Raw genomic sequence first — 23,734 nt, forward strand, 5'->3', positions numbered from 1 at the left:
GGGTAAATAAAAAGGAATCTATGAAAAGGAGTCCTCTCATGCCTTCTCATCATGAAAAGGTAGAAAAGATTGAACTGTTTTTTGACTTGGTATTTGTATTTACGTTCATCCAACTCACATTGAAACTCGAACATCATTTGAGTGTTCATACGTTTTTAGAAGTTCTCGTCCTCATGGCTCTCATTTGGTACATCTTCGAAGGGTATATTTGGTTGACGAACACGACCAAACTGACAAGAAGGAACCATCAAATCTTCATGACGCTCGGGATGATTGGCTTTATGCTCATTTCCGTCGCCATCCCAAAAGCATATGTTCAAGATGGCTTCATTTTCGGGCTTGGCTTTTTAGTGATTGTCGCCGTGCATTCGACGCTATTCTTGTTGCACAGTAATGATGATACGAAAAAAGCGATGCTTGCCATCGTACCGTACAACGTCTCCTTTAGCATCATCATCCTCGTCGCTTCGCTGTTTGAGGGGAACGTACGCCTGATTGTATGGGGAATTGTCGCGATTGTCGCGGTATTAGGTCCTCTTGTACAGAAAAACAGAGGGCAGTTCGAAGTGTCGTCCTGGCACTTCCTTGAGCGTCATTACTTGATTCTCGTCATCGCCCTTGGCGAAACGATTGCATCGACCGGTCGAGCTGCGATTGATGAGGATTTAACCTCGGATGTCGTTCTGACAATGATTCTTGCCCTTATGCTGACCGTTCTGCTTTGGTACTCCTACGTGAAGGACGATGAAGCAAGAGAAAATCGTTTTCAAGACATGCATACGGATAAACGAGATCAGACAGCCAAAGCCGGGTTCTATTGGTCGCATCTTTCAATGTTCCTCGGCATCATCTTACTCGCCGTCGTCAAAATCACCATCGTGCACGATCCGATGCAGACACTCGATTTAGCACATCGGATCACGTTGTATGTCGCCATCGTCTTGTTTGGATATGGTGTCATTTACTTTAATCGCCTGTTCTTCAAAGTGTCGTGGAAGCGACTCGTGGTTCTTGCGGTCCTACTCGTCATCCCACTCATCGCACCCTATTTACCGGCAATCATACTTTTACTCGTGATCGCCTTGCTTTATTTCATCGCCATGATTGCTCCACTTCCATTCTTGAAAACAAAACAGAAAGAAACGTAAAACAAGCCAGAACCGTGATTCGGTTCTGGCTTGTTTGTTATCGGACTTCATTCTCCAGTTGTTTCAACTTTGACGAATAATACTCGATGATGTCACGGCGTCGGATGATGCCGATGAAGTATTTGCCGTCATCGACGACCGGCACGAAGTTTTGATCCGTGATCGCATCGACGAGTTCTTCGATTTGGGCCGTAATGGATACCGGCTTATAGCGAACGCGTTGCTTGATATCTTTTAGACGTGTCCGGAGCACTTTTTCATAGTCTTCTTCCCCACGAAGCTGTTCTGCGAGTGCCCAGAGTAAATCCCCCTCTGTCATCGTCCCGGCGTAAAATCCGTTTTCCGAAACGAGTGGGACAGACGTGAATCGATGATGCTTCATCTTTTCAAGTGCTTGTCGTACCGTTGATTCGGGGTCCAAATATTTGACGTCTTCTTTCGGATATAAAAAGAAAGCGATGTTCATTTAAATCTCTCCTCAATCTGTTAATCCACCCCGCTATTGTACCATGAATGGTAAGACAGGTTGAACTAAATCCATGTTCCTATTCTCTCTAATCATCCCCTTTCTCCTAAACGACACAAAAAAACATCGTGATTCTTGTCACAGCGATGTTTCGGTGCTTCAAAAGATTTGGAAGGGAACTCCAATTGATTTATACCCGTTTTAGTTGGAACTTATCCGTCCGGACACACAAAAGGCCCCCATGAGGAGGCCACAGATTATTGAACAAACTGCAACAATGTATCGTTAAATTTCTCTCGTTCATCGAGAACTGTCCCATGCCCGCTCTCTTCAAAACGTTCAATCCGAGCATTTGAAATGCCCTGCTCCATCTGTTCGGCAAACTCAAACGGACAGATTTTATCATGTACACCGTGAATGATTAACGTCTCTACGTCAATCTTCGGCAAGGCATCGCGCAAATCTTCGTCTCGGAGCGCTTTTGCCGAGGCAATCGTCCCGTGACTCGAAGCAACGAGCGCAAGATGGTGGAACCAATTTTGCATCGGTTTCGAATGTTCTTTCTCGAAGAAGATTTCCCCGAATCCTTCGAGCATCTTCGGCCGGTCGGCTTGCGTATCTTCGATCAACGCATCGACCTCGTCCGTCGTCATCCCGTATGGATAGTCTGGACGTTGTGTGAAAATTGGTGCCGCTGCTCCCGCTAACACTAACTTTTTCAGACCGTCTTCTTTATAGTCTGCTGCATATCGCACTGCAATTGCCCCACCCATCGAGAATCCAACGAGTGTAAAGTCTTTCAGGCCTAGACCGTAAACGACCATATGCACGTCGGATGCCATTGTCTCATAATCATAGCCTGTCGCCGGGGCATCAGACTTACCATATCCCCTATAGTCAATCCCGACATAACGATAGCCTGCCTCAACGAGTGCATTCTTCTGATACTCGAACATGTTGTTGTTCGCCGGCCAACCGTGTAAGAAGACAATCGGCTCCCCAGAACCGACATCCTCCACATATAAGTTTGTTCCGTCATGTGCTGTAATATATCCCATCATCCAACCTCCACATTTTTAATTGATTGTAAATACTCACAACCTACTTGTTCCCGTTTTCAAGCCTTAAAAACCTTCTCATGTGTCACGCCAGAGCGATTCTCCTTTTACATATCCTTCGATGGCTTTCGCCCCTTCTCGTAAAACCGCCTCTCGCCAGGATAGATCTTCCGGATAAAACATCGCCATGAACTCATTCTGAATCCCGTTACGCGCTTCGGGATCTTTCGTTCCTTCGAAGTAGAGACGATTCTCTAAAATAATTGTCAAAAATTCTCGAATCGAGGCTTTCGTCGATGTTCCGAACGTCCCGAATTCAAATAAGGCGGAGACAAGTCCCTTGTCCGGATATTCTGTGTCACGGACATAATAAAAATGGTTCGTCGAGTCCCCGAGCACCTCATCCGGGTCATATACCTTGACGTTATCGAGACCGTACGCCTGTTTTAACTCATCTTCTGATCGTCCGTCCCGCTTGCTGATGACCATCGTCACTTCGTTCGTCGGACCGAGCGCCGTATGCCAATCGAGATGGACCACTTTCTCGTAGCGCTCCAGTAAATCGTGTTGAATTCCTTTCAAGAAGATGGCGGACGGTTCGTCTTCATCTCCCCCGTAATACACCCCTTTCGGGAATTGATATTGCCCCATCCCTTTCGCCTCACTCATCGCTTTGAAGCCATCGAGCTTAATTCCGGAACCAAGGAATGAATAAATCTGTTCACGCGCCTCATGATAGTCGTCAATCACACCGTCTGGGACGAACAAATGGCGCATGAGTTCGTATTCACGATTCACGTTATATGGAACAGACTCACGATCAATGACGTAGTTTCGGTTCAAGTCGACGTTGTGCTCATTGACCCGACGGAAGTGTTTCATCCCCCACGGATTGACAGCGTGTATGAGACAGATGCCTGTCGTTTCATGTCGTACTTGGCCGAGTTGTATCTGTACGAATTGCTGTGTCACCGCGGCACCCGCATAGCCTTCGATCCCATGTTCCCCAATGGTCATGAGAAGCATCGCTCTCCGCTCTCGTTTCGGTTCACCTAGAATGATGTCGATGCTTTCGTCCCCAATCGAATGCGTCAAGAGCTCCGCTTTCGGATAAAATCGTTTCACCTCCGGCAACAAGTTGATGAACTTCTCTCGCGACTCTTCATAGGATGATGAAAAATAATGGCTCATCGCACTCTCCTCCAATTCTTTTCTCTTTACTCCATTCCCATCCTACGACAATCTAAAAACGCCTCCTGAAAGAGGAGACGTTTCGAGTCAAGGTGTCCGGATCCGTTTCGTATGTTGCCGTCGGAATGCCATCACGTAGAAAAGCGGCCCAATCAAGACGGCACCGAATAACCAATAGAGACCCGCGTTCGCATACAATCCTTCAAACGAACGGAACACCCAGGCGAAGACCGTGAACGCGACAATCAACTCGACGGTCCACAACAATCCGCGACGAACCGCTAGAAGAATCGTATTCGTTTTTTGGAAAAAGGCTGCGACAAAAGCAATCAGAAATGCTGGGAAACTCGAGAGCCACAACATGCGATTGAGTGAGGACTCAGCAAAGTATGAGTTTCCGAGAGAGACGGTGATGAGGAAGTGCACCAATATAACGAGCAAGACGACCATCCATCCGACGAAGACATCACGTTCCATTTTTCTCATCACAACCAGCTCCCTTTCTAAAGAGTTGAATACTAAGTATTTACCCGCTTTTTCAGCCTTCTCTTCCGCTTCCACTAAAAAAACGCATCCTGATTCCAGAATGCGTTTCACGTATTATCCGACCAACTCCCGTGCCCATGCTTTCGCACGTTCGAGCTCGCCTTCCTTCAGCATCTCCGTCTTCCCATCAACCAAGAACGATTCTTTTTGAACGTTCGTCGCGCCTTTTTCAATCATTTCCCCTTCGACGCGATTGACCGCATGACCGAACCAGTCGATGATTTTACCGAGAATCGGATTCTGTTTTTCTTTGACGACACTCGTATCAAATGCGGCCGTCCGCTTCCCGCGAAGCGCATTGTCCGAGATTCCGTCTAGAAACACTTTAATGTCCTCTGTCTCATAACCCCCATGTGTCGGTGAACCGATGACGACAAGGTCGACATGCGCCAAGTCACCAAGGCCGATGTTCAACACATGTTCCATGCGCGCCTCATGCTCTTTCGAAAGTTCTTCCTGCATCGCATGGGCAATCTTTTCTGTATGACCATACAACGAATCAAAGATAATCAAAATGTTCATGATGAATCCCCCTTTGCCTAACGTCTCTTTATCCCCTTCCCATTCCAACGTTCGTTCATGCTTCTTTTTTGTACAGTGAACTTCGCTTAAAGAGCGTCCAACTCACGATAACAATGCCGAGTACGAGCAAGATGTAGCCGAAGAATGTGACAAAGTCGCGCGTGTGATAGGGTGCTTCGAATCGGTATTCCGCCCGCTTCCATTTCGAGCCGTCCTCGACCGCAATGACGTCTTCAACGGGCTCCCCAACAACTTCACGGTAAGCGGTCCCAATCGGATAGCCATTTGAGGCATTCCCGTAGTAACGTCCCGTCTCGTCGTTGACCGTTGTTTCTACTTCACCGATCACGTCACCGAGCGTATCTTCATCTAATGTCGTATCAAGTACTTCATATGCATTTCGGTCGAACACGACAAACGTATAGGCCCAGGAAAGAGCGGATACGGGAAGCGCAATCGATATAGCGAAAAGAGTCAGGATCATGGATCGCCTCATTTGAGACTCCAGACGAATGTCGCCGAATCACTGACATTGATGTCATCTGGTTCGAGTTCAGGCATCCGTGATTCAGAAAAGTCGATTTCATGACCATAGCGAATGTCAGTTGCAGAGAAGAGGTGAATATCGCTCCATGTATAGTCAATTTGAATCAACTCTCCTAACGTTGCGCCCGCTCCTGTCGCGAGGAGTTCCGCTCTTTTTTTTGCATTTTCCGCAGCGTTCACTAACAGCTGATCTTCAATCGCGTTCGGATCTTTCATCGTGAAACGAATCGATAGTAGCGGATTCGCACGACATTGACTGATTTGTTCGATGGCATCAGACAGTTTGGATGTATCTAGCGGGAACTCCACTTTCATTTTTTGTCTACAAGCATATCCAATTAACCGTGAACGGTAATTCTTATCTTTATCACGATACTGGTCGTATAATGTGTCAATCGAAAAATCACTCGTCTTCAAATCCTTCTTTTCAAATCCTGCGCGTACGATGGCCTTTTGAAGTTGCACCACGGCGTTCGCTGCCTCAGTCATCGTCTCTTCATATCGTGGTGCTTTTGTGACAAGGTCCATGTGAATCACAATCAAATCTGGTCGAGACGAGACATTTCCTGTTCCTTTTACCGTAATCGTACGTTCCATATCGTTCGCCCTCCTAATAATATGAGATGTAGATCATTCTGACTCTTTAAATCGTGAGATCATCCAACGTTCTATTCCATCTAAAGAATGCATATCTTGCAATGACGGATAGGCGTCCCGTTCAAACAACAGTCCGTCCGGGGTATCTAAAAACAGATAACGTTCCCCGTCTGGAAAACCATAATCCGCAATATCTTTCAGTCGAAGTGTCGCCCCGTTTTGTTCCCAGATGAATTCGTCATCATATGGAATCGGCATAAAGATGCCCTCTATCCCTTGACGTACGTGTGAGATGACGCTCCTATGCTCTGTCTGTTCCGCTCTTCCGATTACATCGGCACGAACAACCAGTTCTTGCCCGACTTGCACATCTCCCCGATACACATCTGACACATGGATCGTGATGAGGGACTGATATTCGGTCTCCCCGTTGAAATCAATCTCAATGTGCTGGATGTTCGAGACCGTTCCTCTGATCACGACCGGACTCCACCGCGAAAAAAGTTCATCCTCTGTCATGTCCATCAAGTTTTCCTGGGAAGTACCTTGCCTTATTTCTGATTTATCGACGATATGAACCGAGTTTGCCGTCGAATCCGTGGATAACGGCATACGTTCATTCCAAATATTCGATGTGAAGAGCATGAATCCCGCAGCGGTGGCGAGTACCAGTCCTGCCCCCCATTTGAGTCGTTGATAAGGTCTTCGCTCTATCATCATGGATTCCTCTATAAAGCGGTCATCCACTTCTCCAAGTAGTCGAAGCAACTGTTCATTCTTCATACGCGAATCCCTTCTGCTTCAAGCGCTCGCTGTAATGCATCACGCGTTCGCTTCAGCGTCATTTTGACATGACTCTCCCCGAGTTGATGGTTTTTCGCAATTTCTTGAATCGAGTGAAGATAAAAATAACGCTGCATGAACATCATTCTCGTCTGTCGAGGAAGGTCTGCAAGAAATACGTTCAATAGGTCGACGATGTCTTCGTCTTTCATCGACACCGTGAGGACATGTTCTAGTTCTTCATAGACGAGCGGTACTTGTCCACCACCCCGTTTTTTCGCATGATTCTTCCTATAGCGTTGCAGCGAGAGATTCCGAACAATCTTCGTCAAATACGCCCCTAGTCGAAACGGACGTGTCGGCGGTATTGATTCCCATGCTTTCATATATAAATCATTCAGACACTCTTCCGTATCTTCATGATTTTGTAGAATGTTGTAGGAAACACGATGACAATAGTTTCCGTATTTCTTCTTTGTCGCGACAATCGCATACTCCGATCGCTCCCAGTACCAATCGATGATGACCTGGTCATCCATCCAGTTACCCCCTTCGTATAACCCCTCTATAACTATAGATCCCAATCGACTATACTTCGTCACAACGTGCTAAAAAAACCTCGTCGTTGAGACGAGGAATCGAAACGCTTATCCATCATTTCTTCAAAATCGATACGGCAAGTCCTCCGATATAGCCAACCATCGCTCCGCTCGCGATGCCGTATGTCAGCTGTATATCGAAGAAAAACGAGAGGATTACACCGAGTGTTGTCCCCGTAATCAATCCAAAACAAATGATACAGTCCTTCCATTCTCGTGAATCCATCTTGCTCCTCCTTACCAATTCGCTCAATCTGACGACTTCATTTCCCCTATTGCTTTAAGACCTTTCAACGTTCTCATTTTCCGTGTGTGATGCTGGACGGCATAAGCCAACATGGCGACAACAACTATATTTAAAAGGATTGTCCATTTTGCAACCGGATTCGAGAAGTTTGCTAAGACGACCACAAAATTGGCGAACAAAACGGTTCCATACAGTTGGATGATTCGATTTTCACGCTGAATCATCGAGTCAAAATCCGAATACAATCGGAACGGTCCGTCGCTCGTTCGTTTTCTTAAAAAGACCCAGCGATAGGATGTGTCGACGACCTCAATCCCAACTTCATCCATGAAAGCCATGTAAGCTTTCGAATCAGGATGAGAGGGCAGTTCTCGTAACAATTCAATTCGATATGTATACATCCCTGGTTCGACTGAACGAAAGCGATATCGCATGAAGCGAAACGACTCGAGAGCCCATCCCTTTTCTGCCATCTCATTGAGCCATTTTTCTTCTTTTTCATAGTCGACAAATATACGGTATTTGGTCTTCGTCTTCATGTTTCCAACTCCTTCGTCCACTCATGACCGTGCCGCACTAATTCTTCCAATCGTTTTAATTCGATCTGAAGTGCTTCTCGACCAGCATCGGTGATCTCGTACTCTTTTTTCCGTGCCGTTCCTTCAAGTGCTTGAATCCAACCTCTTTCAACTAAACTACTGAGAGCTCCATATAACGTACCGGGCGCGAGCTGAACTCGCCCATGGCTCAACTCCTGGACAAACTGCATCATGCCGTACCCGTGCCTCGGGACTTGAAGGGACAATAATATATAATAAACCGCCTCGGTTAGTGCGCCTGTACTCGACTGTTGTGTCACGTATCCTACTCCTTTATATCGTGTTTCGTTATATCGTCATCCGATATATCAAAATTATCCTATTTTGGTCACAAAAGCAATAAAATCCTGTCTGCATCCATCGCAGACAGGATTATGTTTTAAATAATGTAAGGGCAAGATCACGTTGTTGATCCGATTGCATAAGCGATGATCGGGCATCCGAACGAAACAGTCCCATGACTGTCGACTGAAAGTCCCAATACGTAAATCCGATGCCCGCTTCATTTAATAACGTGATAACATCATTCACGTAAGCCAAACCACCTCGCCCATCTTCAAAACAATGATGAATCAAACCGAACTCGCTGATGAAAATCGGGACCTCATGCATCATTCGTAATTGAAGAAGTGGTTCGAGCTGTTTAGCAAGATATGATTGACAGCGCGGCATATAACCTTCAAGTGTAGGCTCTAAAAGAGAACGATCCGGATAAACGCCACCCTCTTCATGAACACCAACCCACTCCGCATACTGATGGGTATACGAAAAAGGATCGTAAAAATGAAGGTCATAAATCACGTTCGGATTATCCAGCAAAAACCAATTTCTCAATAGGTCTTCGTGTTTCATACCATTCGTACCATAACATGGCGCGATAACGAAAATACGGTTTGAATCGAGAGCATATAATTCGTTCACAGTCGACTGAAGTAATTGACGATATGTTTCTCCATTCCCATCGATTGTGGCGGGAGCATTGAATAAATCGAACGCTGCTATCGCCTTACCACATGTCGTTCCTTTATAACGTGTCAGTAACGTCCGCCAAATCCAACGAAATCGTTCCTGTTTCGAGAGATCGCTCCATAGAGAATAATCCGGTTCGGGACGATCGTCCATCCAGTCCGCTCCCGGCGGCAAAATTAGACAAAGGATGACGTACAACCCGTTCGCTTGAGCGAAATCAAGTTGTCGATCTAACCATTCCAGGCCGGCTGTTTCCTCTAAAAACGGTTCACGTTCAATCAGGCGAGCGTGGAACGTGAGACGCACGACATTTGCTCCTACTTCTCGCATGACACGATATGGCTCGTCCGTTGGATACAGTTCCGTAACTACTTGTGTCGGCTCCCAATATAAAGCCGTCAACGTGAAACCACGCAACCGAACAACGTCTCCTGCCGCATTGACTAAATGTTGTCCTTGAACGTGTAGCATTCGCTTTCCTCCCTTTTTCACTCTCCTGTTCTCATTCGTCCCATAAATAACTTTTCCTGCAAAAAAAAAGATACGAGTACGCCTCGTATCCAATAAGCTTATTCGGCAGCCAGCGCTGCCTCTTCTTCGTGATATTTCTCGACGAAGGCATCAAGCAACGCCCGTACCTCGTCCGTCGATTTCGTTTCCATCAGATTATGACGGAGTTCGCTCGCCCCGCGGAATCCTTTGACATAAATCTTGAAGAAACGATGCAAGTTCGAAATCGAACGTGGCACGTCTTCTTGGAATTTGTCTTGAAGGTCCAGTTGCAAACGCAATAGATCGAGATGTTCTTCCATCGAGTGTTCGCGTGGCTCTTTCTCAAATGCGAACGGGTTCTTGAAAATCCCACGACCAATCATGACACCATCGACCCCGTACTTCTCAACGAGCTCGAGTCCCATTTGACGGTCGAGGATATCTCCGTTGATGGTGATGAGCGTATCCGGTGCAATCTCGTCACGCAACTTCACGATATCCGGGATCATCTCCCAGTGCGCGTCAACTTTACTCATCTCGTTGCGCGTGCGCAGATGAATCGACAAGTTGGCGATGTCTTGATTCAAAAGATGCGTCAACCAGTCGCGCCACTCGTCGAGCTTCGCGAAACCGAGACGCGTCTTGACACTGACCGGGATGCCGCCGGCTTTCGCCGCTTGAATGAGCTCAGCCGCAACGTCAGGACGGAGAATGAGTCCGCTCCCTTTTCCTCGTTTTGCAACGTTTGGAACCGGGCAACCCATGTTGATGTCGAGACCTTTATAGCCCATCTCGGCCATACCGATACTCATCTGACGGAAATATTCCGGATTGTCTCCCCAGATGTGGGCGACCATCGGCTGCTCGTCTTCCGTGAATGTCAAACGGCCACGAAGGCTGCCTTTCCCTTCAGGATGGCAATAACTGTCCGAGTTCGCAAATTCTGTGAAGAAGACGTCCGGGCGTCCCGCATGGGCGACGACATGACGGAAGACGACATCGGTCACATCTTCCATCGGGGCAAGTATAAAGAATGGACGCGGAAGGTCGCGCCAAAAGTTTTCTTTCATCGTAAAATCAGTTCCTTTCATCCATACAGTCCAACAAAATCACTCATCTATTCTATTATGTCTGTCGGATTGTATCAACTGACATTACTCATGATTCGTTTCTTTCGAACGAATGAGCTGAAAAAAGTGTGGGAATCCTTCAGTCAACAAATAATGAAGCACACGATTCGTGTATTCCGGTTCGATCGTTCCCGTCCGGAGTAGCGTCTGGAGGACCATTCCATCAATCCCGGCCATCGTCCACGTGGCGACCGCCCGAGTCATCGGTCCTTGTTCGACATCATAGGCTCGTACAAAAATTGCCTCAATTCGTGTGATCCAGTCTTCATACTTCTCTTTGAATTTCTGTTGAATGTCCTCATTCCCAATCATCGCTTCATGGGCGAGATAAAACTGGAGTCGGCTCTCCGCATCTTTTTGAAGGCGCTCCTGCATGCCTTCGTAGATTTCTTGGATGATCACCGCCGCCTCTTTTCGATCGTCATGGGAAACGGTCTCAATGCGTTTGACTTCTCCAAGCCCCTCATCCATTACGTCATAAAGAATCGCTTCTTTGGACGTATAGTAATGATAAATCGCGCCCGTACTGAATCCGGCTCGCTCAGCGATTCCTCGAAGCGTCGTGCCTTTGATGCCTTGTTCGACGATGATTTCACGCGCGGCTTGTAAGATTTTTAACTTCCCTTCGTTCATCATCATCCAGCACCCTCCTCTGTTCTCATCGCTCATTATATCATAATGATGTGGCGAACTTTCGACACTTCCCTGTGAGCTACCAACTCATATTGACAGCGCTTACAATATATTGTTACACTTTTCACATAAACATAACGAACGTTCGGTATGTTTAGTCATTGCATTTATTTCTGGTCATTTCATTTCTGAAAGGAGCGTTGTTTTATGTTTTTCTTCGAGTCGATTCCTTGGTATAACGTCGTCATGTGGTTCGTCGTACTTGGTCTTTTAATGGGTTTGAACGAGTTCGTCCGCTCTGGAAAACGGGCGAGTCAACTCATGTTCATGGCGTTACCGATTGCGTTGACCCCGATCTGGTTGTTTGTCGTCGATTCCGAGATTACATCATGGTTCCACTGGGTGAAGGTGTATTCGGCACTCGCCGGCGCACTCATCTACATGGTCATCCGCTTCACAAACTACCATAAGAAACATCCTTGGTATTTAGTACTCGTCCCGGCTATTCTTGCCATCAATATCATGGAGGCCGTCATTCGGGAGTTTCAAGTCGGCTTCGTGGGATTTGATGGAGTCGTCGATGGAATGACTTACATCTCCGGTGGTTGGAACTATATCAACGCCTTCGCCGGGATTTTGAACATCCTCACGATTTGCGGATGGTTCGGTATCTTCGCGACGTCCGGTAGACGAGTCGATATGATTTGGCCAGACCAGACGAAACTGTGGATCATCGCGTATGGTATTTGGAACATCTCCTACGTCTACTCTTGTGCACCGGGCAATGCATTCTATTCCGGCTTCGCCTTGAACATTGCCGCAACGATTCCTGCTCTTCTTTGGGCGAAAGGGACATGGATGCAAAACCGTGCCCAGACACTATCGATTTGGATGATGTGGGTCATGACCTTCCCTTACTTCTTTGCGGTCGGTAGTACGTTCAATGTGAGTGTCTCGTATAATCCAGCAGCGAACTGGACACTCGCACTCATCAGTCTTGTCCTCAACGTCGTGCTCGCCGTCATGCAGGTGTCACGTATTGTTAAACGACGTCTCAACCCGTTGAAAGACGAGATGTGGACCGATACCGAAGAATACAAGCGAGTCGATGCATTACGTGAAACAGAATCTCCTAATCCAAAGACAGCATGACAACACCCCATAGTAGATGGAATTCGAATTCCGTTACTATGGGGTGTTTTTTATAGGACTCCATTGTAATCGTAGAGAATATAAACACGAAAGGATGATGACAATGATTTTGTGGATCAACGGCGCTTTCGGTTCAGGCAAAACCACATGTGCTAATATACTTCAGAAACAACTGCCGAACGCATTTCTCTATGACCCGGAGCAGGCTGGATTTTTTATTCGGAATCAATTACCAGAGAGCCTCCAACAGCCTGATTTTCAACATCACCCGGAATGGCGAGAGTTCAATTATCGAATGCTTTTGAAAATCGCAACGTCCTTTGATGGGGTTATCCTCGTTCCGATGACACTCGTTGACGCAACGTATGTAGATGAAATCATCGGACGGCTTCAACGGGAAGGCGTCGATGTACGACATATCATTCTCGAAGCGAATCGACGGACACTCGTGAAACGATTGAATAAACGATTCGAGTGGTTCAACTCTTGGGGGAAGTCTCAAATCGACCGCTGCCAATCCGCATTCGAATCTGACATCCATGCAGAAAAAATTGTAACGGATTATCAATCAAAACAAGACGTCGCGAGAGCAGTCGCTCAACATGTGGGACTTACACTTTCTTCAAAGTGATTCAGATTCATACATTTCTTCCACAGGTTCGTCTTCCCATCGGATGACGAGCTCGCTTGCATGGGAGAGATTCAACTCCACCGTCTCACATGTCGTATCCGTCAACCACATGCAGCGGAATAAGAGCTGGCGATAACCATACAACTCATCGACAATCTCGAACCGCCCACTTTTGACGAACTGACCGAGTTGCTCGATTCGACACATCGAATAGGTCGTTTCACCAAATCGTGTAAGTGAAGAAGAGTCCCAATCGATGTTCGGAATCGTCACGGTGGCACGTCCTGTCCACACCGCTTCCTTCTTGAACAAATCACGGATTCCATCTGCAAATACGAGACGGATCATCGAACCCATCACGGTCGCTTCCGTGATGACAGCGTCATGTAAGGAAATCGGGACGTTTCGGTTTTGAATCTTATATTGTTTCATCGAATTCCTCCTGAATTTACATTTTCGAAAGAATCATACTTATCTCATTTGGATAGAAACAGGATCAATTAAGAATAAATTAGACGCCTCTTCATACTCAATTACTTCAGCAGTGATACGTATATTGTGACCAATTCCAAAAGGGTCTGGAATATTTTCACCAGTTAAATTTAAATCAAAGTAGTTCACATTACGAAGCTGGAAATTAGGACCTGGTGTTTCGCCCTCAGTGTAGTCACCTACAAGTATCAGATAGTCGAATCGAGTATCATAACTCCCGTGTTTATTCACGTATGCAGTGTGCGCATCGAATTCAATCAATTTACCTTCATACTCTTTTGCAAAATCTTGAAGTAATGGATCCGACTCGAAATCTACGCTTAATACAGCATTTAATTCTTTACTATTATCTCTCGTAAGCGTTTCCGGTTCTTCTTCAATTACCTCTTCAACCTCTTCATCATTTCCTGAACTATCTTTTTCGTCTTTAGAACTGTTGCTCTCACTTGATTCATCATTTTCAAATGTATGATATGTGATGATAATTTCTTCATCCTCCGCAACCCATTGTCCTTCAGAGTAATCAGTTTTCCCACCTATAGAAACTTCTTCAATTTCTCCATCTTTTGTAATCCAACCGGTAACTAAGTCCTCGACTGCTTTTGTTTTTATATCTTTGAATCCACTTTTTTCAAGGTCAGCCATCACTTCTTTATAGTTTTCGCCTTCATAATAGCTAGCAGATGTAGGAATTTTTATTTGGCCTTCATGGTCACTTGCCTCATCCCCACATCCAACTAGAATTGAAGTCAGACTAAAAATCATTATGCCGTTTAAAATTTTTCTGTTCATAAGTCATTATCCTCCTGAAAATCGAATCGCCTTTTTATAAAGTATGGCAATAAAAAGATTGGATTTCCACAAGTAAATTATATTTTTAACTTATTTCCATTTTATATTTTCCGAAACATATAGTTCTCCACTTGTTTCGTATATCGGGGACCTTTCATCGTCTTCTTCACTTCTGTGATATCGACGTGACTTCCAGGATAAAGCGCCCGCTTCACGTCGAAGGTGCTCGCAATCGTTTCGTACACTTGTTTCCGGTCACCAATTTTTTGTGCATACGTTTCATACATGTCTGACACTTGTTCACGGTTCATCTGGACCCTCCTAGTATAAGTATCCGAGCAAGTCGAGCTTTCCATCGGTCCATCGTTTGTCTCCCACCTGACGAATCATCAATTCTTCAAATCGTGCTTCCCCGATTCCTCGTGTCGTTTGATTCTCGTCATTGATTTGAAGCCACGTGCATGTATTGGATACCGTGTGAAATCCAATGCGCTCGTAAAGATCTGGCCGGTCAGCGAACAACAGGAGAAAATCGATTGGGTACGCTTCCCCGAGCGCGATGACTTTTTCCATTAACGCCCGTCCGACCCCACGTCCCCGCACTGCTTCCCGTACGCATAAATCGATGATGCCAAGCACGTGAATCGGCGTTCCATCCATATTCATCACACGAAAATCTAACCCGACTTGTCCGATGATTTGTTCGTCTTCATACGCAATCAGACGGAGATGGGGCAATTGCTTGAAATAGCGGCGATTCGGATAAATGGAAGGAAACGCATGTTGTAATAGCTCGATCAACCCTTTATCCATCGATTCGGAAAGGGTCATCTCGAGGTGCTGCTCGATTCTCATAGCCCCTCTCCATCTTGTTGAATACGTTCGTAGCGGACGATACTGACTCCGTTCGGCATCAACTGTTGCTCGACTACATCAAGTTGAAGTGGCAAGATGTTTCCATCTGGGAAAAGACGTTTTCCGGAACCAATGATAATCGGATACATGATCAATCGGTATTCATCGATGAGGTCGTTCGCGAGTAACGTGTGTACGAGTTCACTGCTGCCCCAGACGTGTAAATCCGGTCCGTCCTCTTGTTTGAGTCGTTTCAATGATTCGACCGGGTCTGTCAGAAACGTCGTTGATTCCCATTGTGAATCATGTGAATGCCTACTAACCACATACTTCACTGCACGGTTGGCTTCCGGCCAAATGTCATCATGTTTTGGCCAGTAACTCGCCCACTGATCATATGTTTTTCGACCAAGTAACAGATCAAACTCACTGTGCATCTGCGTTCGAATCCAAATGCCGAGCTCTTGACTCGAAAATGGCTCTGTCCATCCTCCATGCATGAAATCCCCGCTCATGTCCTCTTCTTTTCCACCAGGTGCTTGAATCACGCCATCCAATGACAAATGTTCCAGAACAATGATCTTTCTCATCTCCGACTCCCCTTTCGGCTGTTTGCAAAAAAAGCCCTCGATTGATTCAATCGAAGGCATCATACATTCATCTTATTCTACGTTCTCCATCCATGCCACCGTCTCCACATGCGCCGTATGCGGGAACATGTCGACCGGTGTCACTTCCATCAAGCGATAGCCACGGTCGGCAAGATAACGCATATCACGTGCTTGTGTCGCGACGTTGCATGAGACGTATACGATTCGCTTCGGTCCCATCTCGACCATCGTCTCGAGGAATGACTCGGCACATCCTTTACGCGGCGGGTCGACGACAATCACGTCCGGATTCACACCGTCTTTCTTCCACTGTGGGAGCACATCTTCGGCCGCTCCACATGCGTACGTCACGTTATCAATCTCATTGACGAGCGCATTTTGTTTCGCATCCTCGATTGCTTCCGGTACGACTTCGACACCGTAAACGTGTGCCGCTTTCCTGGCGAGGAAGAGGCTGATTGTCCCGATGCCACAATACGCATCGACGACTTGCTCCGTACCTGACAGTTGTGCGTATTCTAACGCTTTCCCGTACAACTTCTCTGTTTGGACCGGGTTGACTTGGAAGAACGAGTGCGGGGAAATCGTGAACGTGAGTCCTGCGATTTTGTCCTCAATCGTCTCATGACCATAAAGCAACTTGTTCGTCGCCCCGAGGATGACGTTCGTCTTGTCCGGGTTGACGTTTTGCATGATCGACGTCACGTCAGGGAGACGCTCGACGATGTCCGCGACAATCTCATTCACGCCTTTTAACTTCGTCGTCTTCGTGATGAGGACGATCATGAGTTCACCTGAATGGTACCCATAACGGGCCATGACGTGACGGATAACCCCACGTCCTGTCTTCTCGTCATACGCTGGCACACCGCGAGCGTCCAATACGTCACGGACGACTTGGATCGCCTTGTCATTACGCTCATCTTGAATCAAACATTCGCTCATCTCGACGATGTCATGCGAACGAGGACGATAGAAACCTGAGACGAGACGGTCTCCTTCTTGTTTGAACGGGACTTGTGCCTTGTTACGATAGCGCCAAGGTTCCGGCATCCCAATCGTGTCATGGACCGGTACATCGAACTGGCCGAGACGCTTTAACGCATCGACGACGCGTTCCCGTTTCTGGCGGAGTTGTCCTTCATAGCTGAAGTGTTGCAGCTGGCAGCCACCACATTGATAAAAGATCGGGCACGGCGGCTCGACGCGGTCGGCACTCGCTTCTTTCACGTTCAACAATCGGGCGAACCCGTACTGCTTGTTCGTCTTCGTCACGACGATTTCGACCGTCTCTCCTGGCAACGCGTTCGGCACGAACAATGTATAGCCATCGACACGCGCCACACCCGCTCCTTCATGGGTCAGGTCGTGGACGTGGACATCGAGACGATCATTCTTTTTCACTGGTAGCATACGAATGCTCCTTCCATTACAAATAGGAATGACTGATGTCGTCATTCCTATCTTTTCACTCTGCTTTATCTAGCGAAACATTGAACAACTGCTTGATCATCTGTTCGCGTTCATATTGTGCATTTAAATCTTCCATCTCGCGGATCCGGGCGTTCGGTGCGAGCACCGTCAAGTGACGGAACAAGTTCCGCATCTCACCTGTGCACTCCCCGCCATACTCCCCGTCAATGTTCAGACTCATCGGCTCCGTCGTCTTCATCTTGACGCGGCTCGTCTTCACATGTTCAACGAGCGAGCTCGACAAATGTTCTCCACGGAGGAGAAGACGAACGACATGGATGAATTCGAACAAGTTACATTTCCGAAGGATGAACAAGTCGAACAACCCGTCATTCAACGACGCGTGCGGTGAGATTTTTTCAAATCCACCGACCGAATTCGAGTTCGATGTGAGGAAGACCATGACTTCGCCTTGGAATGTCCCTTCATCGTGCTCGAGCTCGATGTACGTCGGTTTGATGAGTGGCAGTTTCTCCATCCCCTTCACGTAATACGCGAGCTGTCCGAGTGCCGTCTTCAACTTCGATGGCACCTCATACGAGAGCTCGGTCATGATTCCACCGCCGGCGATATTGATGAAGTAGTGGATATCACCTTTCTCGCCTTCGATCTCCCCGAGGTCGACCGGCATCTCGAATCCGTCACAAATGACGTCGAGCGCGCCGACGACGCTCAGCGGAATCCGCATCGCCCGGGCAAAGTCGTTCGTCGTCCCGACCGGAATGAGACCGATTGTCGGACGATTCTCAAGCGGTGCGAGCCCTGAGATGACTTCGTTCAATGTCCCGTCTCCACCTGCGGCGATGATGAGGTCGAACTCGGCCGCCGAGGCCCGTTTTGCTTCGAGCGTGGCATCACCAATCGCTTTCGTCGCATACGTCGACGTCTCATAACCCGCATCCTCGAGGCGGTTCAAAATGTACGGGAGTTCCCGTTTGATCACTTCTTTACCAGATGTCGGGTTATAAATGACCCGCGCACGTTTCCGTTGCATATTGATTCTCTCCCCTGTGCTCAACTCGAGCGAAAAGCGAGACACAAGTGTCTCGCCGCCTGCTTAGCGTTTTGCAATCTCTTCGTGGAACAAGCCATCGAGGAGTGCCGGGTTCGCCATCCCTTTCGTCTGTTTCATGATTTGCCCGATGATGAAGCCTTTCGCACGGTCTTTCCCGTTCTTAAAGTCTTCGATCATTTGCGGGTGTGCCTCAAACAATTCGAGGATGTAGCCGCGGAGCAAGTTCTCGTCCGAGATTTGGGCGAGACCGTTCGCTTCGACATACGCTTTCGGCTCTGCACCCTCTTCCATCATCGCTGTGAAGACACGCTTCGCAATCTTCGATGAAATCGTCCCTTCCGCGATCAAGCGGATGAGTTCTGCGAGTGATTCCGGTGTCAACTTCATCGTTTCGACCGTTTCATTCGACTTGTTCAAGTGACCGAGCACTTCACCCATGAGCCAGTTCGCTGCTGCTTTCGGTTCAGCTCCAGCCGCTGTCGTCGCTTCGAATAAGTCCGAGAACTCACGCGTCGACGTGAGGGCTTTCGCGTCGTATGCCGAGAGACCGTATTGGCTCATGTAGCGTTCACGACGTGCTGCCGGCATCTCTGGAATCGTCGCGCGAATGCGCTCTTTCCACGCCTCATCGATTTCGAGACGGACGAGGTCCGGTTCTGGGAAGTAGCGGTAGTCCGCTGCCCCTTCTTTGACACGCATGAGAATCGTCTTTTTCGCTGCTTCGTCGTAGCGGAGCGTCTCTTGACGCATGACGCCACCTGAGAGAAGCAATTTACGGTGACGCGTCTCTTCAAAGTCGAGTGCCTTCAAGACGTTCGAGAACGAGTTCAAGTTCTTGAGCTCTGTCTTCGTCCCAAACTTCTCTTGCCCGAATGGACGGACCGAGATGTTACAGTCACAGCGAAGCGATCCTTCTTCCATCTTGACGTCCGAGACGCCAGCGAACGAAAGGACCTCTTTCAAACGTTCGAGGTACGCGACCGCATCTTTTGGTGAACGCATATCTGCTTCACTGACAATCTCGATGAGCGGTGAGCCGGTCCGGTTGAAGTCGACGACCGAGTGCTTCTCGCCCGTGTGGTTCATCTTTCCAGCATCTTCTTCCAAATGTACGCGCTCGATGCGGAATCGTTTCATCTCGCCATCGACTTCGACGTCGACGTGACCGTTTGAACCGATTGGCTTGTCAAACTGCGAGATTTGATACGCTTTTGGCGTGTCTGGGTAGAAGTAGTTCTTACGGTCAAATTTCGTATCTGTCGCAATCTCACAGTTGAGTGCCATCGCCGCTTTGATGGCGAGGTTGACCGCTTCTTCGTTCAATTTAGGCAAGACGCCCGGGTGTCCGAGACAAATCGGACACGTCTGTGTATTCGTTTCGGCACCGTAAGTGCGTGAGCAGCCACACCAAATCTTCGACTTCGTGCTCAGCTCGGCGTGCACCTCGATCCCGATGATCGTTTCAAAGTTCATCGTACGTCCTCCTTAGAGCTGTGGCATCTTGAAACCGCCGTTTGCTTGTTCAAAAGCATGGGCCACGCGGTAAAGTGTTGATTCATCAAAGTAGTTCCCGATAATTTGAAGACCGACCGGAAGACCTTCTGAAAGACCTGCCGGGACCGAGATCGCCGGGATACCGACCAAGTTGACCGGAATCGTCATGATATCGTTCGCATACATCGTGAGCGGATCGTCGAGCTGTTCGCCGAGTTTGAACGCTGTCGTCGGAGCTGTTGGTCCAACGATGGCATCATACTCTTCGAACACTTTCGCGAAGTCCTGCTTCATGAGGGTACGGACTTGCTGTGCTTTCTTATAGAACGCATCGTAATAACCCGAGCTGAGCGCATATGTCCCAAGCATGATCCGGCGTTTGACCTCGTCACCGAAACCTTGTTCACGCGAATACGTGAACACTTCGTCGAGCGTGTCCGCTTCGGCACGACGTCCGTAACGGATGCCATCGAAACGAGCCAAGTTCGAAGAGGCTTCTGATGATGCGAGCAAGTAGTAAGCTGAGAGCGCGTACTTGACGGACGGAATCGATACTGTCTCGATCGTCGCACCGAGAGACTTAAGTGTCTCGATTGCTTTTTCAATCTGTTCGCGGACACCAGGCGCGACGCCTTCTGCCATGAACTCTTCTGGGAGGGCGAACTTCATCCCCGTCAAATCTTGGTTGAGCGCTGCCGTATAATCTGGCACCTCGACCTCGGCTGACGTCGAATCCATGTCACAGTGTCCCGCAATCGTATTCAATAAGTAAGCATTGTCTTCAACGGTACGCGTGAGCGGACCGATTTGGTCAAGTGACGACGCGAAGGCAACGAGGCCGAAGCGTGAGACGAGACCGTATGTCGGTTTCATCCCGACGACACCGCAATACGCGGCTGGTTGACGAATCGAACCACCCGTATCCGAACCAAGGCTAAAGAGGACTTGTCCAGCTGCGACCGATGCCGCTGAACCGCCTGAAGAACCTCCTGGTACACGCGTCGGGTCCCATGGGTTACGGACCGGTTTGAACGCCGAGTTCTCGTTCGATGAACCCATCGCAAACTCGTCCATGTTCAACTTCCCAATCGTGACGGCACCAGCATCATGAAGACGCTCGACGACTGTCGCATCGTGGGCCGGGACGAAGTTCTCGAGGAACGTCGAGGCACATGTCGTGCGCATCCCTTTTGTGACGATGTTGTCTTTCACACCGATTGGCATCCCGAAGAGCGGGTTATCTGATGTTTTGGCGAGCTCATCCATGCGTTTCGCTTGCTCGAACGCATCTTCATTGAGCGTCAAGAACGCACCAATTTTGTCATCCGTCGCTTCGATGCGATCGAACGACTCTTTGACGAGGTCCGTGACCGTGACTTCGCCTTCTTTTAATAACGTATGCAGTTTCGCTACACCGTGGTCAAATAAACTCATGAAAGGCCTCCTTACTCAAAGACCGCAGGGACACGGACTTGACCGTTCTCCCAGTCAGGTGCCATCCGTTCGACTTCCTCACGTGGAAGCGATGGACGAACCTCGTCTTTGCGTAGTACGTTTTTCAAATCTAGGGCATGGGTCGTCGGTTCGACGCCCGTTGTATCCAGCTCATCGAGTTGCTCGGCGAACTCGAGAATTTTTGTCAATTGCTCCGTGAAGTGCGTCACTTCTTCATCCGTGATCGCAAGTCGGGCAAGTCCGGCAACGTGCCGAACTTCAGCTTCTGTAATACGAGCCAAAATTCCCACCTCCAACAGTTTTCAATACATCGTTCATTATCATACCACTTTTTCATAAGACAAAAAAGGAAATCTATCTCGTTCTAAATTGTCTCATTTTTATGAAACTAGGGGAATCCTCCTCGAATATTGACCCGCTTTCAAAATCAGCTATACGGTCGAAGCGCGATTCTGATTATGCTTATGTAGAGAAACGATTCGTTAAGGAGGAATCATATGTCGATCCGAAATAAACTAATCACCGCTTTCAGCATCATGTTCGTTTTACTTCTCGGTGTAAGCGGTTACTCTTGGTATGCCTTGAACGCCTCAAAAGCGGCTCAAGAAGATATGACCGTCTCCTGGGTACCGGGGATGGACCAAATCCATCAGGTCGATAAACAATTGCTCGAAATTCGACGCCACCTCATTCGTCACGCTCTAGTCGACGATGCGGTGACGAAACAAAATATCGAGCGAGACATTCAAGCATCCGTCGCGATTTTAGAACAGCGGATGGATGGCTATGAAGCGACAATTATTATGGAAGAGGATCAACAACTTTTTGATGAAGCTAGTGCGAACTGGAACGACTTCCAGACTGTCATGACCGAACTTATCCGTATTTCAAATGAAGAAGGTGAAGGAGTTGCGGAAGAATACATTCGTGATACGGCTACCGCAAGCGCGGATACCCTTTCGAACGCTCTCGGTCTTCTTGTCAACTTGAACCGTGAAGAAATTCAAACGGACACAGCTGCTGCGGCTAAGATGTTTGAACAGGTTCAGCTGACACTTCTCATCGTTCTCGGAGTCGCGGCTGTCATGACGATTCTCATGATGCTCTTCATTTTCCGTTCGATTTTTGAACCACTCAAAGAGTTCAAGACGAAGATGCACGAACTCGCAACGAGCGAAGGCGATTTGACGACGTCGATTCCCGTGAAACGTCGTGACGAGTTCGCAGGACTTGCCCGTGACTTCAATCAGTTCATCGCCAATTTACGTCAGTTGATTTTGCAAGTGAACGATGTGACAACAGGCGTGACGAAACAATCAACCCATATGTATGACGAATTGAAAGAACTCGATACGTATATGACGACGACTGCGGCGACGACCGAAGACTTGACCGCCGGCATGCAACAGACGGCCGCGAGCGCGCAAGAGATGAACGCGTCTGCGTCGGATATGGAACGGACGATTCATCATATCGTGACGATGGCTGATGAGCGAAAAGTCGAAGCCAAACAGATTGATAAACGCGCCCTCTCTCTGAAGTCGCATGCGGTGGAAGCGAAGGAGAACGCCATCAGCGTTCTGCAGTCGACACGCACGAACTTAGAGAAAGCGATGCAAGACGCCAAAGCTGTCCGTGAAATCGCAACGCTCACGAACGATATTCTCGACATCGCCGCCCAAACGAACCTGCTTTCCCTCAACGCTTCCATTGAGGCAGCGCGTGCCGGTGAGGCCGGTCGTGGATTTGCCGTTGTTGCTGATGAGATTCGAAAACTTGCCGAGACAAGCCGAGCGACCGTCGAACGCATCCAAGCCATCTCGACGACCGTCCTCCATTCGGTCGATCATTTGAATGAAAGCTCAGGTCAGATGCTTCACTTCCTCGATACGAACGTGTTGAAAGACTATGACCAACTCGAGGAGGCGGCCGGCCAATATAGCGAGGACGCGGGACGTTTTGAGACGACGGCGACCGAGTTCGCCGCTGCCGCGGGTGAGCTTGAGCTACTGACATCAAATATGATCGGCGTCATTCAAGACGTGGCGACGACCGTCAACAATGGAGCGCTCGGGACTCAGGAGATTGCTGAAAAAGTGACGATGTCCGTCGATCGCTTCGCTGAGTTGAACCGAGCGACCGAACAATCGCAACAAAAGATGGAAGAGCTCGATTCATTGATTCGACAATTCAAGGTATGACAAAAACCCGCCGACACGTGCTGTTCGGCGGGTTTTC

General features: G+C 48.1%; 29 protein-coding genes. 4 read left to right on the top strand and 25 right to left on the bottom strand.

Annotation, left to right across the window (positions count from 1 at the left end):
- The first annotated feature begins 38 nt into the window (after positions 1–38).
- Positions 39–1,148, top strand: a complete 1,110-nt coding sequence (locus KNP62_RS13735) for a low temperature requirement protein A (RefSeq protein WP_214785960.1) — start codon at positions 39–41, stop codon at positions 1,146–1,148.
- A gap of 37 nt (positions 1,149–1,185) precedes the next feature.
- Here the strand turns inward: KNP62_RS13735 and KNP62_RS13740 are convergent, their stop codons facing one another.
- From KNP62_RS13740 to KNP62_RS13810, 15 genes are all read right to left on the bottom strand, one after another.
- The gene (locus tag KNP62_RS13740) at positions 1,186–1,614 is read right to left on the bottom strand and encodes a CBS domain-containing protein (RefSeq protein WP_074033810.1); all 429 of its coding nucleotides are present in this window, start codon (positions 1,612–1,614) and stop codon (positions 1,186–1,188) included.
- Positions 1,615–1,871: 257 nt separating this feature from the next.
- Entirely contained in the window at positions 1,872–2,675 is an 804-nt protein-coding gene (locus KNP62_RS13745) for an alpha/beta fold hydrolase (RefSeq protein ID WP_214785962.1), read from the bottom strand.
- Positions 2,676–2,750: 75 nt separating this feature from the next.
- Positions 2,751–3,863, bottom strand: a complete 1,113-nt coding sequence (locus KNP62_RS13750) for a M14 family metallopeptidase (protein ID WP_214785964.1) — start codon at positions 3,861–3,863, stop codon at positions 2,751–2,753.
- A gap of 87 nt (positions 3,864–3,950) precedes the next feature.
- On the bottom strand, positions 3,951–4,349 hold the full coding sequence (locus tag KNP62_RS13755; protein WP_214785966.1) for a hypothetical protein: 399 nt from the start codon (positions 4,347–4,349) through the stop codon (positions 3,951–3,953).
- A 114-nt stretch (positions 4,350–4,463) separates the two neighbouring features.
- Positions 4,464–4,931: a flavodoxin family protein gene (locus tag KNP62_RS13760; RefSeq protein WP_214745811.1), complete on the bottom strand. Its 468-nt coding sequence runs from the start codon at positions 4,929–4,931 to the stop codon at positions 4,464–4,466.
- Positions 4,932–4,986: 55 nt separating this feature from the next.
- Complete coding sequence (locus tag KNP62_RS13765) at positions 4,987–5,415, bottom strand: hypothetical protein (protein WP_251125724.1); 429 nt, start codon at positions 5,413–5,415, stop codon at positions 4,987–4,989.
- Positions 5,416–5,423: 8 nt separating this feature from the next.
- Complete coding sequence (locus KNP62_RS13770; protein WP_214785970.1) at positions 5,424–6,074, bottom strand: SIMPL domain-containing protein; 651 nt, start codon at positions 6,072–6,074, stop codon at positions 5,424–5,426.
- Positions 6,075–6,107: 33 nt separating this feature from the next.
- Positions 6,108–6,857, bottom strand: coding sequence for a hypothetical protein (locus KNP62_RS13775; protein ID WP_214785972.1), 750 nt, complete (start codon positions 6,855–6,857; stop codon positions 6,108–6,110).
- On the bottom strand, positions 6,854–7,396 hold the full coding sequence (locus tag KNP62_RS13780; protein ID WP_214785974.1) for an RNA polymerase sigma factor: 543 nt from the start codon (positions 7,394–7,396) through the stop codon (positions 6,854–6,856). Before KNP62_RS13780 ends, KNP62_RS13775 begins: the two co-directional genes overlap by 4 nt.
- 115 nt (positions 7,397–7,511) lie before the next feature.
- Positions 7,512–7,682 (bottom strand): hypothetical protein, encoded by a 171-nt coding sequence (locus KNP62_RS13785; RefSeq protein WP_214785976.1) that lies wholly within the window; start codon positions 7,680–7,682, stop codon positions 7,512–7,514.
- A gap of 23 nt (positions 7,683–7,705) precedes the next feature.
- Complete coding sequence (locus KNP62_RS13790) at positions 7,706–8,242, bottom strand: DUF2812 domain-containing protein (protein ID WP_214785978.1); 537 nt, start codon at positions 8,240–8,242, stop codon at positions 7,706–7,708.
- Positions 8,239–8,562: a PadR family transcriptional regulator gene (locus KNP62_RS13795; protein WP_214745790.1), complete on the bottom strand. Its 324-nt coding sequence runs from the start codon at positions 8,560–8,562 to the stop codon at positions 8,239–8,241. The genes KNP62_RS13790 and KNP62_RS13795 overlap by 4 nt, the downstream gene beginning before the upstream one ends.
- A 112-nt stretch (positions 8,563–8,674) precedes the next feature.
- Entirely contained in the window at positions 8,675–9,742 is a 1,068-nt protein-coding gene (locus KNP62_RS13800) for a glycoside hydrolase family 5 protein (protein ID WP_214785980.1), read from the bottom strand.
- A 98-nt stretch (positions 9,743–9,840) separates the two neighbouring features.
- Entirely contained in the window at positions 9,841–10,833 is a 993-nt protein-coding gene (locus tag KNP62_RS13805) for a tRNA dihydrouridine synthase (RefSeq protein ID WP_483299217.1), read from the bottom strand.
- A gap of 84 nt (positions 10,834–10,917) precedes the next feature.
- Positions 10,918–11,532: a TetR/AcrR family transcriptional regulator gene (locus tag KNP62_RS13810; RefSeq protein ID WP_214785984.1), complete on the bottom strand. Its 615-nt coding sequence runs from the start codon at positions 11,530–11,532 to the stop codon at positions 10,918–10,920.
- A gap of 201 nt (positions 11,533–11,733) precedes the next feature.
- Between KNP62_RS13810 and KNP62_RS13815 the strand changes: the two genes are divergently transcribed.
- The gene (locus KNP62_RS13815) at positions 11,734–12,678 is read left to right on the top strand and encodes a DUF5692 family protein (protein WP_214785986.1); all 945 of its coding nucleotides are present in this window, start codon (positions 11,734–11,736) and stop codon (positions 12,676–12,678) included.
- 103 nt (positions 12,679–12,781) lie between these two features.
- Positions 12,782–13,309: an AAA family ATPase gene (locus tag KNP62_RS13820; RefSeq protein WP_214785988.1), complete on the top strand. Its 528-nt coding sequence runs from the start codon at positions 12,782–12,784 to the stop codon at positions 13,307–13,309.
- Here the strand turns inward: KNP62_RS13820 and KNP62_RS13825 are convergent.
- The 10 genes from KNP62_RS13825 to gatC form a co-directional block, all read right to left on the bottom strand.
- On the bottom strand, positions 13,301–13,741 hold the full coding sequence (locus tag KNP62_RS13825; protein WP_214785990.1) for a hypothetical protein: 441 nt from the start codon (positions 13,739–13,741) through the stop codon (positions 13,301–13,303). The two genes, KNP62_RS13820 and KNP62_RS13825, sit on opposite strands and share 9 nt — an antisense overlap.
- 39 nt (positions 13,742–13,780) lie before the next feature.
- Positions 13,781–14,593, bottom strand: coding sequence for a DUF4839 domain-containing protein (locus KNP62_RS13830; protein ID WP_214785992.1), 813 nt, complete (start codon positions 14,591–14,593; stop codon positions 13,781–13,783).
- Positions 14,594–14,694: 101 nt separating this feature from the next.
- Positions 14,695–14,904, bottom strand: a complete 210-nt coding sequence (locus KNP62_RS13835) for a hypothetical protein (protein WP_214785994.1) — start codon at positions 14,902–14,904, stop codon at positions 14,695–14,697.
- A gap of 10 nt (positions 14,905–14,914) precedes the next feature.
- Positions 14,915–15,448: a GNAT family N-acetyltransferase gene (locus tag KNP62_RS13840; RefSeq protein ID WP_214785996.1), complete on the bottom strand. Its 534-nt coding sequence runs from the start codon at positions 15,446–15,448 to the stop codon at positions 14,915–14,917.
- Positions 15,445–16,038: a dihydrofolate reductase family protein gene (locus KNP62_RS13845; RefSeq protein ID WP_214785998.1), complete on the bottom strand. Its 594-nt coding sequence runs from the start codon at positions 16,036–16,038 to the stop codon at positions 15,445–15,447. Before KNP62_RS13845 ends, KNP62_RS13840 begins: the two co-directional genes overlap by 4 nt.
- A 72-nt stretch (positions 16,039–16,110) precedes the next feature.
- The gene (rlmD, locus tag KNP62_RS13850) at positions 16,111–17,472 is read right to left on the bottom strand and encodes a 23S rRNA (uracil(1939)-C(5))-methyltransferase RlmD (protein WP_214786000.1); all 1,362 of its coding nucleotides are present in this window, start codon (positions 17,470–17,472) and stop codon (positions 16,111–16,113) included.
- A 55-nt stretch (positions 17,473–17,527) separates the two neighbouring features.
- Positions 17,528–18,526, bottom strand: coding sequence for a diacylglycerol kinase (locus KNP62_RS13855; RefSeq protein ID WP_214786002.1), 999 nt, complete (start codon positions 18,524–18,526; stop codon positions 17,528–17,530).
- Between the two features lie 63 nt (positions 18,527–18,589).
- Positions 18,590–20,020 carry an Asp-tRNA(Asn)/Glu-tRNA(Gln) amidotransferase subunit GatB gene (gene gatB, locus KNP62_RS13860; RefSeq protein WP_214786004.1) on the bottom strand — a complete coding sequence of 477 codons (1,431 nt, stop codon included), beginning with the start codon at positions 20,018–20,020 and terminating at the stop codon, positions 18,590–18,592.
- 12 nt (positions 20,021–20,032) lie between these two features.
- Positions 20,033–21,475 carry an Asp-tRNA(Asn)/Glu-tRNA(Gln) amidotransferase subunit GatA gene (gene gatA, locus KNP62_RS13865; protein ID WP_074036499.1) on the bottom strand — a complete coding sequence of 481 codons (1,443 nt, stop codon included), beginning with the start codon at positions 21,473–21,475 and terminating at the stop codon, positions 20,033–20,035.
- 11 nt (positions 21,476–21,486) lie between these two features.
- Complete coding sequence (gene gatC, locus KNP62_RS13870) at positions 21,487–21,777, bottom strand: Asp-tRNA(Asn)/Glu-tRNA(Gln) amidotransferase subunit GatC (protein WP_012727041.1); 291 nt, start codon at positions 21,775–21,777, stop codon at positions 21,487–21,489.
- A 216-nt stretch (positions 21,778–21,993) separates the two neighbouring features.
- Here gatC and KNP62_RS13875 point away from each other — a divergent pair, with 216 nt between their 5' ends.
- On the top strand, positions 21,994–23,697 hold the full coding sequence (locus tag KNP62_RS13875; protein ID WP_214786006.1) for a methyl-accepting chemotaxis protein: 1,704 nt from the start codon (positions 21,994–21,996) through the stop codon (positions 23,695–23,697).
- Positions 23,698–23,734 lie beyond the last annotated feature (37 nt).

Origin of the sequence: Exiguobacterium sp. s183 (assembly GCF_018617655.1) — a bacterium.
Taxonomy (GTDB): Bacteria; Bacillota; Bacilli; order Exiguobacteriales; family Exiguobacteriaceae; genus Exiguobacterium; species Exiguobacterium aestuarii_A.